The 16,333-nt window shown below is 57.2% G+C and carries 11 protein-coding genes and 1 tRNA gene; 4 read left to right on the top strand and 8 right to left on the bottom strand.

Translation table 11 applies throughout. The annotated features are described in order from the left end of the window. Nucleotides 1–8 precede the first annotated feature (8 nt). The 4 genes from lon to MWU49_RS02820 all read left to right on the top strand — a co-directional run bounded on the left by lon (nt 9) and on the right by MWU49_RS02820 (nt 5,001). The gene (lon, locus tag MWU49_RS02835; protein ID WP_348646686.1) at nt 9–2,405 is read left to right on the top strand and encodes an endopeptidase La; all 2,397 of its coding nucleotides are present in this window, start codon (nt 9–11) and stop codon (nt 2,403–2,405) included. A gap of 183 nt (nt 2,406–2,588) precedes the next feature. Then, nucleotides 2,589–2,861 carry an HU family DNA-binding protein gene (locus MWU49_RS02830; RefSeq protein ID WP_022986573.1) on the top strand — a complete coding sequence of 91 codons (273 nt, stop codon included), beginning with the start codon at nt 2,589–2,591 and terminating at the stop codon, nt 2,859–2,861. 10 nt (nt 2,862–2,871) lie between these two features. Beyond that, nucleotides 2,872–2,948 (top strand) — tRNA-Asp (locus MWU49_RS02825). 118 nt (nt 2,949–3,066) lie between these two features. Further along, nucleotides 3,067–5,001: a SurA N-terminal domain-containing protein gene (locus tag MWU49_RS02820; RefSeq protein WP_246967823.1), complete on the top strand. Its 1,935-nt coding sequence runs from the start codon at nt 3,067–3,069 to the stop codon at nt 4,999–5,001. Between the two features lie 568 nt (nt 5,002–5,569). Here MWU49_RS02820 and MWU49_RS02815 read toward each other — a convergent pair. The 8 genes from MWU49_RS02815 to gloB all read right to left on the bottom strand — a co-directional run bounded on the left by MWU49_RS02815 (nt 5,570) and on the right by gloB (nt 16,320). Then, on the bottom strand, nt 5,570–6,370 hold the full coding sequence (locus MWU49_RS02815) for an enoyl-ACP reductase (protein ID WP_246967820.1): 801 nt from the start codon (nt 6,368–6,370) through the stop codon (nt 5,570–5,572). A gap of 145 nt (nt 6,371–6,515) precedes the next feature. Continuing rightward, nucleotides 6,516–8,090, bottom strand: coding sequence for an ABC transporter ATP-binding protein (locus tag MWU49_RS02810; RefSeq protein ID WP_246967816.1), 1,575 nt, complete (start codon nt 8,088–8,090; stop codon nt 6,516–6,518). Then, nucleotides 8,087–9,136 (bottom strand): ABC transporter permease, encoded by a 1,050-nt coding sequence (locus tag MWU49_RS02805; RefSeq protein WP_246967813.1) that lies wholly within the window; start codon nt 9,134–9,136, stop codon nt 8,087–8,089. Before MWU49_RS02805 ends, MWU49_RS02810 begins: the two co-directional genes overlap by 4 nt. After that, entirely contained in the window at nt 9,136–10,212 is a 1,077-nt protein-coding gene (locus tag MWU49_RS02800) for a microcin C ABC transporter permease YejB (RefSeq protein WP_246967810.1), read from the bottom strand. The genes MWU49_RS02805 and MWU49_RS02800 overlap by 1 nt, the downstream gene beginning before the upstream one ends. Next, on the bottom strand, nt 10,209–12,041 hold the full coding sequence (locus tag MWU49_RS02795) for an extracellular solute-binding protein (protein ID WP_246967806.1): 1,833 nt from the start codon (nt 12,039–12,041) through the stop codon (nt 10,209–10,211). Before MWU49_RS02795 ends, MWU49_RS02800 begins: the two co-directional genes overlap by 4 nt. A gap of 12 nt (nt 12,042–12,053) precedes the next feature. After that, nucleotides 12,054–13,898, bottom strand: coding sequence for an extracellular solute-binding protein (locus MWU49_RS02790; protein ID WP_246967804.1), 1,845 nt, complete (start codon nt 13,896–13,898; stop codon nt 12,054–12,056). After that, a complete protein-coding gene (locus MWU49_RS02785) occupies nt 13,876–15,477 on the bottom strand; it encodes a LysM peptidoglycan-binding domain-containing protein (RefSeq protein WP_246967801.1) in 1,602 nt (533 codons plus the stop codon). Before MWU49_RS02785 ends, MWU49_RS02790 begins: the two co-directional genes overlap by 23 nt. 69 nt (nt 15,478–15,546) lie before the next feature. Then, nucleotides 15,547–16,320 carry a hydroxyacylglutathione hydrolase gene (gloB, locus tag MWU49_RS02780; RefSeq protein WP_246967798.1) on the bottom strand — a complete coding sequence of 258 codons (774 nt, stop codon included), beginning with the start codon at nt 16,318–16,320 and terminating at the stop codon, nt 15,547–15,549. Nucleotides 16,321–16,333 lie beyond the last annotated feature (13 nt).

Raw genomic sequence — 16,333 nt, 5'->3', positions numbered from 1 at the left:
GGCAATCCGTGCTGAAAGATATTCCGCTGTTACCGCTACGTGATGTAGTGGTCTATCCGCATATGGTCATTCCCCTGTTTGTTGGCCGGGAGAAGTCCATAGCGGCCCTCGAAGCTGCCATGGCAGCTGACAAGCAAATCATGCTGGTCGCCCAGCGTAATGCCTCCGATGATGATCCGGGTGCCGAAGAGGTTTACAAGGTCGGCACCGTTTCCACCATCCTGCAACTGCTGAAACTGCCTGACGGTACTGTGAAGGTGCTTGTCGAGGGCGGCACCCGTGCCCACCTGGTCAAGGCCGACTTTGCCGACGACGGTGCCGTTGCCGACGTGCGTGAGCTGGAAGAGGGGCTGCCTGAGGCGGCCGAACAGGATGCCCTGGCCAAGTCTCTGCTGACCCAGTTCGAAGACTACGTCAAGCTCTCCAAGAAGGTGGCACCGGAAGTTACCGGCTCTGTGTCCTCCATTGATGAAGTCAGCCGGCTGGCCGACACCATTGCCGCTCACTTGCAGCTGAAGCTGGAAGAGAAGCAGGACGTGCTGGAAATGGTGGATGTGCGCGAGCGTGTTGAGCACCTGATCGCGCTGATGGAATCCGACATCGATGTGTTGAAGGTGGAAAAACGCATCCGTGGTCGCGTCAAGAAGCAGATGGAAAAGAGCCAGCGCGAGTACTATCTGAACGAACAGATGAAGGCTATCCAGAAAGAGCTGGGCGATCTCGATGAGACCGGCAACGATCTGGATGAGCTGGAGAAAAAGCTCGACAGCGTGGGCATGCCCAAGGAAGCCCGCGACAAGGCCCAGAGTGAATTCAACAAGCTCAAGATGATGTCGCCCATGTCGGCGGAAGCCACCGTGGTGCGCGGTTATCTTGACTGGATGACCTCGGTGCCATGGAAAAAGCGCAGCCGTGTGAAGCATGACCTGGTCAATGCCAAGGAAGTGCTGGACAGTGATCACTACGGGCTGGAAGAAGTGAAAGACCGGATTCTTGAATTCCTCGCGGTACAAAGCCGGGTAGGGAAGGTCAAGGGGCCGGTATTGTGTCTGGTGGGGCCGCCGGGGGTGGGTAAAACCTCTCTGGGCCAGTCCATTGCCAAGGCCACCAACCGCAAGTTTGTCCGCATGGCCCTGGGTGGCGTACGCGATGAGGCGGAAATTCGTGGCCACCGTCGTACCTACATTGGTTCCATGCCCGGCAAGGTTATCCAGAAGCTTTCCAAGGTGGGAGTGCGTAACCCGCTGTTCCTGCTCGATGAAGTCGACAAGATGGGCATGGATAACCGCGGCGATCCGGCTTCGGCCTTGCTGGAGGTGCTGGATCCGGAGCAGAACGACACCTTTAGCGATCACTATCTGGAAGTGGATTACAACCTCTCGGAGACGTTGTTCATCTGCACCTCCAATTCCATGAACATCCCGGGGCCGTTGCTTGACCGGATGGAAGTGATCCGCATCCCGGGCTACACCGAGGATGAAAAGGTCAACATCGCCCAGCAGTATCTGATTCCGAAACAGATCAAGAACAATGGTCTGAAGAAGGACGAGCTGGAAATTGGTGTTGAGGTGATGCGTTATATCGTTCGTCACTACACCCGGGAAGCCGGTGTGCGTGGTCTGGAACGTGAGATCAGCAAGATCTGCCGCAAGGTGGTGAAAGAAAACCTGCTGGCGGGCACAACGGAAACCATCAAGTTGAGCGAAGAGCAGGTAGAGCACTACCTGGGCGTTCGCAAATTCAGCTTTGGCCGTGCTGAGGACAAGGATCAGGTCGGTCAGGTGACCGGGCTTGCCTGGACTTCCGTAGGTGGTGAATTGCTCACCATTGAAAGTGTTTCCACTCCTGGCAAGGGGCGGGTAATCTCTACCGGGTCCCTCGGTGATGTGATGCAGGAATCCATCCAGGCCGCATGGACTGTGGTGAAGAGCCGCGCCAGCACTCTGGGAATTCGTCGCCGCTCACTGGAGCGTAACGACCTGCACATGCATGTGCCGGAAGGAGCGACCCCGAAAGATGGTCCCAGTGCCGGTATCGGCATGTGTACGGCCATGGTATCCGTGCTGACCGGTATCCCGGTCCGCGCAGACGTAGCAATGACTGGTGAAATTACCCTTCGCGGTCAGGTGCTGCCCATTGGTGGGCTGAAGGAAAAACTCCTTGCGGCACACCGTGGCGGAATCAAGACCGTATTGATTCCGGAAGAAAACGAACGGGATCTGAAAGAGATTCCGGAGAATATCAAGGCATCCCTGGAGATCAAGCCGGTAAAATGGATTGACCAGGTGCTTGATGTAGCGTTGACTCATCAGCCCAGCCCGCTGTCTCAGGCGGAGCAGGACGAGGATTTGGCGCTTTCAGAAGAGAAAAACCAGGAAGGTAACAAACGACCCAGTACACACTGATAGATCAATTTAAAGTAATTTAACGTATTGATCTGTTTGGTTTTTCAACTTTTTAAAACTTGGGTGAGATTGCATTTTTCCTTCCTTGACGCCCCCTATACCCATTGGTATAAAGTCGGCTTCGCTTAGGAGAGTGCATCCGCCTCGACCATAAAACCGGGAAAAAAGAGAAAGGGGAATTTTGTGAATAAGTCAGAGCTGATTGATGCGATTGCCGCTAGCGCGGACATTTCCAAAGCAGACGCAGGTCGCGCTTTGGACGCTACTTTGGAAGCGGTAACTGGCGCCCTGAAGAATGGCGACAGCGTGTCTCTGGTAGGCTTCGGTACTTTCGCAGTGAAAGAGCGTGCTGCTCGCGAAGGCCGTAACCCGCAGACTGGTCAGACCATCCAGATCAAGGCTGCCAAGGTACCGGGCTTCAAGGCCGGCAAGGCACTGAAAGACGCGGTAAACTAAACTGTTTGCAGGAGCGGTAGTTCAGCTGGTTAGAATACCGGCCTGTCACGCCGGGGGTCGCGGGTTCGAGTCCCGTCCGCTCCGCCAGTTTGAGAAAGCGCAGCCGTTCGCGGATGCGCTTTTTTCCGTTTAAAGGGAACTATCCCTAACCGGGTGTTCTCAATAAAAATACAGATTCAACAGAGTATCCCTACGGAGTAATTTCATGCAGGAGTTCAGACGGTTTGTCCGCGGTCCCGTGGGCAAGGTCCTGCTTGCCGCGATTATCCTTCCCTTTGTGATTTCCGGCTTCTACGGCTATTTCGTCGGCGGCGGTAGCGGTGATGTGGTTGCCGAGGTGGAAGGTAATTCCATTACTCGCAGAGCAGTCAATCAGCGCGTAGAGCGTGTCCGCGACATGCTGCGTCAACAAAGCCCGAACATGAACCCGGCCATGCTGGATTCTTTCGTGCGCCCGGAAATGGTGCTCGATGGCCTGGTCAACGAACAGCTCATTCTGAGTGCTGCTGAAAATGCCGGCATGGTTTTCAGCGAAGTGCAGGTTGCCCAGGATGTACGAAACATCGAGCTGTTCCAGCAGGATGGCAAGTTTTCCAATGAGCGTTTTGAGCGGGAGCTGCGTGCTCGCGGCATGACTCCGCAGGGCTATATTCGTGGCCTGCGTCAGGACATGGTCAAGGAACAGTTTCGCTCCGGTTTCATGGCAACGGACTTTGCCTTGCCCGTGGAGCTGAATGAACAGCGTCGGCTGGGTGAGCAGGTACGTGATATCCGCTACGCACAACTGGATCTGAATGCCCTGCGTCAGACCTTTACGGTAAGCGATGAAGAAATACAGAGCTACTACACCGACAATCAGGACGAATTCATGCGTCCTGAAGAATTCCGTATTGCCTACGTAGAACTGTCCACCGAGGACTATGCCGACAAGGTGACGGTGAGCGATGAAGACGTTGCTGCCGAGTACGAGGTGCGTAAGGCGATCATGGAAGACTCAGCGGCGAATACTGCCCGCCATGTCTCTCATATTCTGATTGAAGTGGGCGGCGAACGTGATCTGGACGCGGCCAAGGCCCGCGCTGGTGAAGCTGCCGACGCCATCGCCGGCGGCATGAGCTTTGCTGACGCGGCTGCCAAGTATTCCGATGACCCCGGCTCTGCCAATGACGGCGGTGATCTGGGCGTGGTTTCCAAGGGCGCCCTGCCGGAGGAAATGGAAGCGGCTATCGCAGAGCTGCAACCGGATGTGGTTTCTGCACCGGTGGTCAGTGATGCCGGTGTGCACCTGATAAAGGTGACCGATGTGGCTGAGCAGCGTGAGATGCCGGCACTGGAAGATCTGGCAGGCCAGATCCGCAATGATCTGCTGCAGGCCCGTGCTGAAGCCTTGTTGGCGGATGACGTGGCGACCCTGGAAGAACTGCTGTACGAGCATGGTGATCTGCAAAGCCCGGCCGAGCAGGTGAACAGCCAGGTGCAAACCACCGACTGGGTGCCGCTGTCCGCGCTGCCGGCTGCACTGGCGTCCCCCCAGGTGCAACAGGCCTTGAGCACTCAGGAAGTGCGTCGTGAGGGTCACAACAGTGAGCTGATCGAAGTGAATCAGGGGCGCTATCTTGCCGTTCGCATTGCCGATGAGAAGCCTGCGGAAGCCTTGCCGCTGGAAGAAGTCAGCTTTGCCATTCGTGAGCGCATCAAGGGTGATATGGCTGCTGACAAGGTGCAGACCCTGTTCGCTGAAGCTGAAGCGAAGGTCGCCGAAGGTGCCGATCTGGAAACCATTGCCGGTCTGTTTGACACACAGGTGGAAGAACAGGAAGGCCTCCAGCGCGGTGGTGCCGAGCCCTCCATGGAAGTGGTCAACGGCGCCTTCGCGCTGCCGCGTCCAGCAGAGGATGCCACTTCGTCAGTGGCCCTGATCCGTACCGGTAACGGTTCTCTGGTGGCTTACCAGCTGACCCGCGTGGAAGACGGCAATGCCCAGCCGCTCAATCCCCAGCAGCAAGCGGCTGCCCTGGGTGAGCTGAGCAATGTGGAAGGTCAGCGTAACTTCCGTCAGGTAGTTGCCTTGCTCCGGGAAGAGGGCAGTGTTGAACTGTTCCCGGGGCGACTCAGCCCGAACGCGGATGACAGCCAGTAAGCCTGCCCTCAGTCGGGAAGGTTGATAAAAAGCCCACCGGAAGGTGGGCTTTTTTTGGTCCGCTCTGCGGCCGCAACACGCTTCATGCATCACGCAACACGCAAAGATCAAAAGCGGATTTACCACATAGGTCACAGAGTTTACTGAGCGCCAATTGCTGAGTGCTGCTGTTCTTGCTGTTCTTGTTTTAGCAGCCACACTGGAGGGGCGAACAAAACCCAGGATCAAAACCCCTTCGTTCCTCAAGCCGCCATCATGGCATCAATCTGACCCAGGGCAGAGTAAAGGCTGGAGCAGCAGATTCCTGGAAACCCGCGATGAATCTTTTTTGCCGCTCTGCGCGGCTGCTGCACGCATCACGCACCTAGAGAGGCACCAGTTTGGCAATGTTGTGGGAGCATGCTTGCACGCGAATTTACGCGGTTTGGCTTTTCCGCGTGTTGCGTGCTCCGTGCTGCGTGTTGCGTGTTGCGGCCGCAGAGCGGCCAACAAAAAGCCCGCCCGGTTTCCCGGGCGGGCTTTTTTGTTCGAGAGGGAGAGCGGCTTGTCCGCTGTCCCGGCCGTTGTGTTACTCGGCTTCCAGCTCGAACGGCATGGATACGGTGCTGGCACCGCAATCCACGTAGGTAATCTCGCCAGTGATGCCGGAGGCCAGATCTGAGCACAGGAAGGCAGCGGTGTTGCCCACTTCCTCGATGGTCACGTTGCGGCGCAGCGGGGCCTTGGCGGCATTGTAGTCGAGCATGGAGCGGAATTTCTTGATACCTGAAGCCGCCAGTGTGCGGATCGGACCGGCGGAGATGCCGTTAACACGAATGCCCTCAGGGCCCATGCTGGCAGCCAGGTAACGTACGGAGGCTTCCAGGCTGGCCTTGGCCAGGCCCATCACATTGTAGTTGGGGACGGACTGACGGGCAGCGTGGTAGCTCAGGGTCAGCAGGGCTGCATCGCGGCCCTTCATCATTTCGTAGCCAGCCTGGGCCAGGGCCACGAAGCTGTAGCTGGAGATGTCGTGGGCGATCTTGAAGCCTTCGCGGGTAGCGACGTCAACAAAGTTGCCGTCCAGCTCATTGCCGGGCGCGAAGCCTACGGCGTGGATGATGCCGTCCAGGCCATCCCACTTCTGGCTCAGGCCCGCAAATACCGCCTTGATTTCGTCATCGCTGGCTACATCACAGGGAAAGCAGAATTCGGCGCTGCTGCCGTAACGCTCGGCTGCCTTTTCCACGCGGCTTTTCAGCTTGTCGTTCTGATAGGTAAAGGCCAGCTCGGCACCTTCGCGGTGCATGGCTTCGGCAATACCGGTGGCGATGGAGCGGTCGCTGGCGATACCAACGATCAGATAGCGTTTACCTGCAAGAAATCCCATGAGTGTCCCTCAAATCGTATGTTGGTTTCCTGGTGGAGCGGGTCAGGGCCTTTTGCGGCCAAGTATAGGCAATTTCGCCGTCCATGACGTGATCCGGGCCCCATTGAAATGCAACGGTGTGTTTCCTGCGTACCGGCCTGACAGGTCAGGCCAGCGCTGCGGAAATCAGTTTTCGGGTATAGGCCTCGGCCGGGTGGTCAAAGATGGTCTGAACATCACCCTGTTCGACCACCTTGCCGTCCTTCATGACCATGACCCGGTGGCAAATGGCCCGAATCACCTTGAGATCATGGCTGATAAACAGGTAACTCAGGCCATGACGCTGCTGCAGGCTCTTCAGTAGCTCAAGAATCTGATACTGGACACTGCGATCCAGTGCCGAAGTAGGCTCGTCAAGAATCAGGAGATCCGGTTTGAGAATCAGCGCCCGGGCAATGGCAATCCTCTGGCGTTGGCCGCCAGAGAACTCGTGCGGATAGCGGTTGCGGGTCTCGGTTGGCAGATCCACTTCCTGCAGCAGTTCTGCCACACGCTGCTCCCGTTGAGCCTTGGCCAGGGTGGGCTCATGGACGGCTAGCCCTTCGGCGATGATCTGGCCAATGGTCATGCGTGGGTTGAGACTGCCGAAGGGGTCCTGGAATACCACCTGCATGCGCCGCCTCCACGGCCTTAACTGCCCCTGGCTGAGGCCGTGCAGGGGGTGGCCATCCAGGGTGATGCTGCCGGTGCTGCCAATCAGTCTCAGGATCGCCAGCGCCAGGGTGGATTTGCCGGAGCCGGACTCGCCAACAATACCGAGAGTCTCTCCCTTTCTCAGGGCGAGACTAATCCGGTCTACCGCCCGGAATACTGGCGCGGGTTTGAACAAATGCGTGCGCTTTGTCTTGAAACCCACCTCGATATCACTGGCTTCCAGCAGCATGGGGCTGTCTGTGGCCAGCGCTGGCATCTGCCCGGCCGGCTCTGAATCAAGCAGGTGGCGGGTATAAGGATCCCGTGGATTGGCCAGAACATCTTTGGTGGGACCGCTCTCCACCTGTCTTCCCCGGTGCATCACCAGAATATCGTCGGCAAAGCGGCCCACCACACCCAGATCATGACTGATCAACAGGATCGACAGGCCCAGTTCGTCCTGCAGTCGCTTGATCAGGTTGAGGATGGTCTCCTGCACGGTCACGTCCAGGGCGGTGGTGGGCTCATCAGCGATCAGGATCTGCGGGTTGTTGGCAAGGGCCATGGCGATCATGACACGCTGACGCTGGCCGCCACTGAGTTGGTGGGGATAGCGCTGCAGCATATCCATACTGTCAGGCAGCTCGACCTGGCGGAGCAGCTCTTTGCAGCGTTCCCGGGCCTGTGTCTGACTCATGCCCTGATGGAGAAACAGCCCTTCGGAAATCTGCTTTTCCACATTGTGCAGTGGGTTAAGAGCCGTGAGCGGCTCCTGAAAAATCATCCCGATGCGACCGCCGCGCAGGCTGCGTTTCTGCTTGTCGTTGAGATTGAGAAGATTCTCGCCCCCCAGGTTCATGCTTTCGGCAGACCACTTTGCGGCATCAGGTAGCAGATCCAGAAAGGAGAGGGCGGTCAGGGACTTGCCCGAGCCGGATTCTCCCACCAGTGCCAGCATGCGGCCGGGCTCCAGATCCAGATCCATATTGTCGACGGCGGTCTGATCACCAAAACGAATGGTCAGCCCGCGAACACTGAGCAGACTCATTGCAGGAATTTCCTTGTGTCGAAGGCGTCACGGATGGCTTCGCCGATATACACCAGCAGTGTCAGCATGATCGTCAGGGTGGCAAACACACTGATGCCAATCCACGGGGCGTGAAGGTTGGCCTTGCCCTGGCCCACCAGGCGACCCAGAGAGGGGGCATCCGGTGGCAGACCGAAGCCGATGAAATCCAGCGAGGTGAGGGTGACCACGGCGCTGTTAAGAATGAACGGCAGAAAGGTAAGGGTCGCGACCATGGCATTGGGCAGCATGTGACGGAACATGATCATGGGTGAGCGAACGCCCATGGCCTTGGCTGAGCGCACATAGTCCATATTACGGCAGCGCAGGAATTCCGCGCGGACAAGATCTACCAGGGTCATCCAGGAGAACAGCAGCATGATCACCAGCAAGGTCCAGAAACTGGGGATCACGAAACTGGAAATGATAATGATCAGGAACAGGGTCGGCATGCTCGACCAGATCTCGATGAAACGCTGCCCGAACAGATCGAGCTTGCCGCCATAGTAACCTTGCACCGCACCGACGATGATTCCGACAATGCTGGACAGCACGGTGAGCATGAGCCCGAACAGAACAGAAATGCGGAAGCCGTAGATCAGCCCCGCAAGAATGTCACGGCCCTGGTCATCGGTACCCAGCCAGTTTTCCGAAGACGGCGGGGCTGGGGCAGGGACCTGCAGATCGTAGTTGATGGTGTTGTAGCTGAACCGGACCGGGGGCCAGATCATCCAGCCCTTTTCATTGATCAGATCGGCTACCACCGGGTCCCGGTAGTTGGCTTCGGATTCAAAGAATCCGCCGAAGGTGGTTTCCGGATAAGTATTGAATACCGGCACATAGAGATCACCGTCATAACTCAGCAGCAACGGTTTTTCATTGGCCACCAGTTCAGCGCCGAGACTGAGCACAAACAGGGTCAGAAAGATCCACAGCGACCAGTAACCCCGGCGATTACTGCGAAATGCCTGCCATTGACGGGCCCATACCGGATTGTTTTTGAACGGGTTGTTGAGCGGGAAACCCATCAGTGGTCCCTCCGCTCGAAATCGATACGCGGGTCCACCCACATGTAGGTGAGATCACTGACCAGCTTCATGACCAGGCTCAGCAGGGTAAAGATGAACAGGGTGCCAAAGACGACCGGATAATCCCGGCTGATCACCGCTTCAAAACCCAGCAGGCCGAGGCCATCCAGTGAGAAGATGAACTCGATCAGCAGCACCCCGGTGAAGAACATGCTGATGAACGCTGCCGGGAAACCGGCGATGATGATCAGCATGGCATTGCGAAATACGTGTCCGTAGAGCACCTGCTTTTCGGCCAGCCCCTTGGCGCGGGCGGTCTGCACGTACTGCTTGCGGATTTCATCCATGAAGGAATTCTTGGTGAGCATGGTCAGGGCGGCAAAGTTGCCAGCCACAATGGCAATGGTGGGCAGCGTGATGTGCCACAGATAATCGCCGATCTTGCCGAGCATACTCAGCTCGTCAAAGTTGTCCGAAGTGAGACCTCGGAGGGGGAACCATTCAAACCAGGATCCACCGGCAAACACCACGATCAGCAACAGACCGAGCAGAAAGCTGGGAATGGCGAAACCAATGATGATCGCCGTGCTGCTCCATACATCGAAGCGGCTGCCGTCCTTGACGGCTTTGCGAATGCCGAGGGGGATCGATACCAGATAGGCGATAAGGGTGCTCCACAGGCCCAAGGAAATGGACACGGGCAGACGCTCGACGATCAGTTCGGTCACTGAACGGTCGCGGTAATAGGATTCACCGAAGTTGCCGGTGAAGTAGTTCTTCACCATTAGCCAGAAGCGTTCGGGGGCGGGCTTGTCGAAGCCGTACATTTTCTCAATGCGTTCGACCAGCTCCGGGGGGAGCCCCTTGGCGTTCTGGTAATTGCTGCTGCTCATGGTGTCGGCACTGCTGCCGGCAAAGCCGGCACCAGTACCACCGGTGCCGATACCCTGTAATTCAGCCAGGGTTTTTTCCACGGGCCCGCCGGGGGCGGCCTGGATGACCACAAAATTCAGCAACAGAATGCCAAACAGGGTGGGGATGACCAGCAGCAGGCGTTTGCCTATGTAGAGTTTCATTTCGCGGTGCTGTCCCACCAGGTATCAAGAGAGGTACCGGGCCCGACATACTTGCCGAATTCCGGGTGGCGGAGGCGAGACTGGTAAGCAATCCGGTAGGTGTCGGTGTACCAGTTGAATACCCCGTAGTAATTCCACTGCAGCACCCGGTCCAGTGCCCGGCAGGCAGTGATCAGGGCATCCCGGTCCGGGGCCGCGATAATCTTGTCTACCAGCGCATCCACCACGGGATTCTTGATACCGATACGGTTGCGGCTGTTGGGGCTGTCTGCGGCTTCCGAGCTCCAGTATTCCTTTTGCTCATTACCCGGTGAGCTGGACTGGCCCATGCTGCTCACCACCATGTCGAACTCGAAGTTGCGCAAACGTTCCACGTACTGGGCGGAGTCAACCTTGACGACCTTGGCGGTAATGCCGAGGGCCTTGAGGTTGCGGGCAAAGGGCAATACCACACGCTCAAAAGCGGGGGACATCAGGGTGATTTCAAACGTCACCGCCTTGCCATCCGGGGTAAACAGGTTGCCGTCACGGAATTGGTAGCCGGCTTCCTTGAGCATCCGCTGGGCTTCACGCAGGTTTTCTCGCGGGCGACCGGAACCGTCGCTCTTGGGCGGCTGGTATTCGCGCGTGAAGACCAACTCGGGAAGCTGGTCGCGGTAAGGGTTCAACAGGGCCAGTTCCGCTTTGTCAGGCAGACCGGTTGCTGCCATATCGGAATTTTCAAAATAGCTGCGGGTGCGCTTGTACTGTCCGTAGAACAGGTTGGCATTGGACCACTCGAAATCAAAGGCATAGCCGATGGCCTTGCGCAGTGTCCGGTTCTGGAACAGCGGCTCACGGATATTGAAGATAAAGGCCTGGGCGCCGGCAGGATTGTGATGTGAAACTACCTCGGTCTTGATGTCGCCGCGATCAAACGCGGGGCCCTTATAGGCAGTAGCCCATTCCTTGGAATTGGACTCGCTGCGCCAGTCATAATTGCCACCGGTGAAAGCGATCATGGCCGCTTTCTCATCCAGGAAGTAGTCGTAGGTGATGGTGTCGAAATTGTTCCTGCCTTTCATCACCGGCAGGTCTTTCGCCCAGTACTCATCCCGGCGCTGATAGACAATTTTCTTGCCGGGATCGGCCTTGATGATACGGTACGGGCCAGAGCCTACCGGCGTAGTCATGCCCGCCTTGGCAAAGTCCTTTTTTGCCCAGACGTGGCTGGGGAGGATGGGCAGCTGGCCGATGATCAGCGGCAGCTCCTTGTTAACGGAGTTGCTGGCGAAATGGAAGGTGATGGTGAGCGGGTCATTGATCTCCACTTTGTCCACTTCAGCGTAATAAAAGCTGTAGAACGGATGTCCGTCTTTCATCAACGTCTTGAAGGTCCAGGCCACGTCGTCGGCGCGAACCGGTTCACCGTCCGAGAAGCGAGCCGCTTCATTGAGGTGGTAACGCACCCAGCTGCGATCTTCTGGCCATTCGATGGTCTCAGCCAGCAGCCCATATTGGGTAAAGGGTTCGTCTTCACCACGAACCGTGAGCGAGTCATAGAGGTGGGAGTTATCTGTGGCACCCATGCCGGCAGCCGGACGACCTTTCGGGACAAAGGGGTTAAGCGTGTCGAAACTGCCGACCACCTGCAGTTTGAGATCACCGCCTTTCGGAGCGGCCGGATTGGTGTAATCGAAATGGGTAAAGTCAGCGGGGTAGAGTGGTTGCCCATGCATGGCAATGGCATGACTCTTGTTGATGCCAGCATTTGCAAGGCCCGTGCAAAAACACAGACCAAGGATCAGCCCACGCAGCATTCGTGTCTGAATGGCGCCGTGATTGGCCATATCAACTCCTTGTTATTTTTTCATCCACCAAGTGTCCAGACCCAAACCGTAGGGGATTGGTTCCGCAGGGCGGCCGAACTTGTCCCACCAGGCGACCCGGTGATGGCGGATATGATAATTCAGTACCCCGTAATGCTGGTAGCGCAAGCGGCGGTCCAGTGCCTGAAGGGCCAGGGTATAGTCCGATTCACTGTCGGCTGACAACGCCTTGCCGACCAGGAAATCCACCACCGGATCATCAATGCCCGCGATATTGCGGCTACCCGGAATCCCTGCGCTGCTGGAGAGGAAATAATCTTTCAGTTCCGGCCCGGGGTAGTCACGCATGGGCAGCACAAACAGCACCACGTCGTACTCAAAATTATCCAGTTTTTGCTTGTACGCTGCCGGATCCACTTCGCGATAATCCGCTTCGATACCCAGGCGCTTCAGGTTCTTGAACCAGGGCGCGAGGATTCGGTAAATGCCGGGGTTATGGTAGTTGAGTACGGTGAACTTGAGAGGTTGGCCCTGTGCATTCACCAGCACATTGTTTTTCAGCTGCCAGCCGCTTTCCTTGAGCAGCATCAGGGCTTCTCGCATGCGGTTGCGGATCTGCCCCGAGCCATCGTTAACCGGTGGCGTGATGCTGCCGGTAAAATACGTGTCGGGTAGCTTGAACGCATTCAGTAGTGCCTTTTCTTCCGCGCTGGCCGGTACAGAGGCGCTATAGGGGCTGTTGGGGAACCAGCTCACGGTGCGGGTATAGGCATCCGCAAACAGATTGCGGTTAGACCACTCAAAATCAAATAGCCGGCTGGCGGCTTCACGTACCCGGGGGTCATCAAAGGGCGCGTGGCGAGTATTGAAGAAGAATGCCTGTACCGGTCTTGGCACCTTGTGGGGGATTTCATCCCGAATCACCCGGCCGTCGTTCATGGCAGCGAAATCAAACTGGGTGGCCCAGCGCTTGGAGCTGTAAGTGTAGTGCAGGTCGTAGCCACCGGACTTGAAGGCTTCAAACCCCACGTCGGCATCACGGTAAAACTCGAAGATGACCTTGTCGAAGTTGTAACGGCCGCGGTTGACGGGCAAGTCTTTCGCCCAGTAATCCTTGACCCGCTCAAAGGTGACTTGTTTGCCGCCCTTAATGCTGGCGATACGGTAAGGACCACTGGAGACAGGAGTGTCCAGTGTGGTGCGTTCGAAATCATGGCTCTGCCAGTAGTGGCTTGGCAGGATCGGGATGGCACCGACCACCAACGGCAGATCGCGACGTCCTTCGGTAAAGGTAAACCGCACAGTTTGTGGGTCCAGGGCTTCAACGTTTTTGATGTCGGACAGGCGCAGGCTGTATTCCGGGTGCCCTTTTTCCTTGAGGATATTGAAGGAAAACACCACGTCGTCGGCGCGGATGGGTTTACCATCATGGAAGCGGGCTTCACTGCGGATATGGAAGCTGGCCCAACTACGATCTTCCGGATATTCCACCCAGTCTGCAATCAGGCCATAGGCCGCACCGGCTTCATCACCAAGGGGGTTATGGGACTGGCTACCCATCAGCAGGCTGTCGGCAATTTCCGTTACGCCGTACATCTGGATGCCGGGTGTGTCAGCAGGGCTGATGCCTTTCAGAATGTAGGGGTTCAGGCTATCAAAGGTGCCGTTGCCAAACAGGGTGATGGTGCCGCCCTTGGGGGCATCCGGGTTGACGTAGTCGAAGTGCAGGAAATCAGCCGGATATTTCAGGTCACCAAAGGGGTGGTAGCCATGGCTGCGAGTGATGTTGGACTCTTCCGCCTGTGCCAGCGAGGAAAGGCTGAAGCACAGGCAGAACAGTATCTGGAAAAGTGTCTTAGTAGGATTGGCGAATATCAACGTAGAGTGTCAGCCGTTGCCCGGGTTGAATGTATCGTTTGCTGGCAACCTTGCTGTTCCAGCTACGGATGTCGTTCACCGATACATTAAAGCGGTCTGCAATGGCATACAAGGAATCTCCGTTACGTACGGAGTAACGCACCTGACGCACCATGTTGTTGTCGCCTCGGCTGGCCACGGTGGTGGCTGAAGCGCCCTTGGTCCATACCGCCAGGGTCTGGCCGATGCTGAGCTTGTCGCCGGGAGCCATATTGTTCCAGCGGGCCAGTTCTTTCACGCCCACCTTGTACTGGCGAGAGATCTCCCAGAGGGTGTCCCCGGAGCGAACGGTGTGGCTGAGTTTCTGGCGGCCATCTCGCTGACGGTTCTGGTTGTCGGCCAGGCGGGAGTCGGCACTGAGGGTGTAGGTGTCCTTGCCGGCGGCCGGGCCGGGGATCAGCAGGGTGCGGCCGGCAATGATGGTGTTGTTTCTGAGTTTGTTGATGCTGCGCAGGACTTCCGGGGTGGTCCGGTAGCGGCGGGCGATGGCGCCGAGATTGTCACCCGGGCGAATTTCATAGCGAGCCCACTGCATGCGCTGGTCTGCAGGCATTTCCGCCAGCGCCAGGGAGAAGCTTTCTGCACGATCTGCGGGTACCAGCAGACGGTGTGGACCATCAGGGGAGGTAGCCCAACGATTGTAGGATGGATTCAACAGATACAGTTCTTCGATGGAGATGTCCGCCAGTTTGGCGGCCTGTGCCAGATCGATCTGGCCACCGGTATCCACTTCGGCGAAATAGGGTTCGTTACGGACCGGCTGCAGCGGGATCTCGTACTTGTCCGGGTCCTGAACGATCTGGGCAATGGCGATCAGTTTGGGTACATAGGCCTTGGTTTCCCGGGGCAGCTTCAGGCTCCAGAAGTCAGTCGGCTTACCTGCTTCTGTATTGCGTCGAATGGCCCGTGAGACGGTGCCGCCCCCGGCATTGTAGGAGGCCAGAGCAAGGAGCCAGTCACCATCGAATCGGTTGGCAAGCTTTTGCAGGTAATCCAGTGCGGCATTCGTTGATTTGATCACGTCGCGACGCTGATCTTCCCACCAGGTGCGGTGGAGACCGAAGTAATCGCCAGTGGAAGGGATGAACTGCCAGGGGCCCGCGGCGCGGCCATGGGAATAGGCAAATGGATCGAAGGCGCTTTCCACAATGGGCAGAAGCGCGAGTTCAAGCGGCATGTCGCGTTCTTCTGCCTGTTCCACGATGTAGTGGAGGTAGCGCTCGCCGCGAGTAGTGACACGCTGGAAATACTTGGGATGACGGGCGTACCAGTCTCGCTGTACCCGGATGCGGTCATTTTCGACCGAGAGATCCAGGCCATAGCCGGCACGCAAACGCACCCAGAGATCCTCATCTTCTGCGGGGGGAACAGTGGTAACTTCGACCGGGGCCGGTTCTTCCATGCCATTGGCCAGATCCATGTCATCCACAGACGGCTCCGCAGCCGGCATGGGAGGGAGTTCATCCACTGAACGGTTGGTAGCGCAGCCGGACATGACGCCCAGACTGACCAGCACGGCCACAGTCAAAATTCTTTTCATATCAATGAGTACAGCAATTATTTTCGTTTAGTTTAGAGAATAGAATAAGAGGCCAGCAAGCCGAAATGGTTAGAAGTTATCTTTCCAGCGACGCAAGGATGCAAAGCATTGCACATCATCGGTTGAGGCCCCTGGGTCACGTGCTTCACAGGCGGCCTTGACTGACTCATCTCCGCTCCGCAGGAACGGATTGGTTCGACACTCCTCTGCGATGGTGGTGGGCAGGGTGATCTGACCTTCTTCACGGGCCGCAACAACGGCTGCCAGTCTGGCCTCGACCCGTTGATTCTCAGGGGTTACCGCCAGCGCAAACTCCAGGTTGGCGCGTGTATATTCATGGGTGCAGTAGACCAGGGTCTGGGCGGGAAGTTCGGCCAGGCGATGCAGCGAGGTATACATTTGTGACGGAGTTCCCTCGAAGAGCCGGCCGCAGCCGCCAGCAAACAGGGTGTCACCACAGAAAAGCCAGCCATGTGCCTCGCTGTAGTAGGCAATATGGCCAAGGGTATGGCCGGGAACTTCCATGACGGTCAGGCTCAGGTCTATTGCGTCCAGCGTTATCTGCTGGCCCTCACCAAGAGGATCGGTCATGCACGGGATGGATTCCCGGGCTGGGCCGTAAACCGGAATGTTCCGGTCTCGGGTGAGGGTGGCGATACCGGCCACGTGATCGGGGTGATGATGGGTAACCAGGATGGCGGCAAGATTGAGGCCATTTTCGTTCAGAAAGCGCTCCACCGGGGCAGCATCACCGGGATCGACCACCACACACTGTCCCTGATGGCTGATTGCCCAGATGTAATTATCGCTAAATGCGGGGATGGCAATGGGGCTGGGTAACATGTCGTGTTACGCT

This window comes from Alcanivorax sp. S6407 (assembly GCF_023016115.1).
In the GTDB taxonomy this organism is placed as follows: domain Bacteria; phylum Pseudomonadota; class Gammaproteobacteria; order Pseudomonadales; family Alcanivoracaceae; genus Alcanivorax.
The sequence above is the reverse complement of the archived record's forward strand: the minus strand, read 5'-3'. Positions and strand labels throughout refer to the sequence as shown.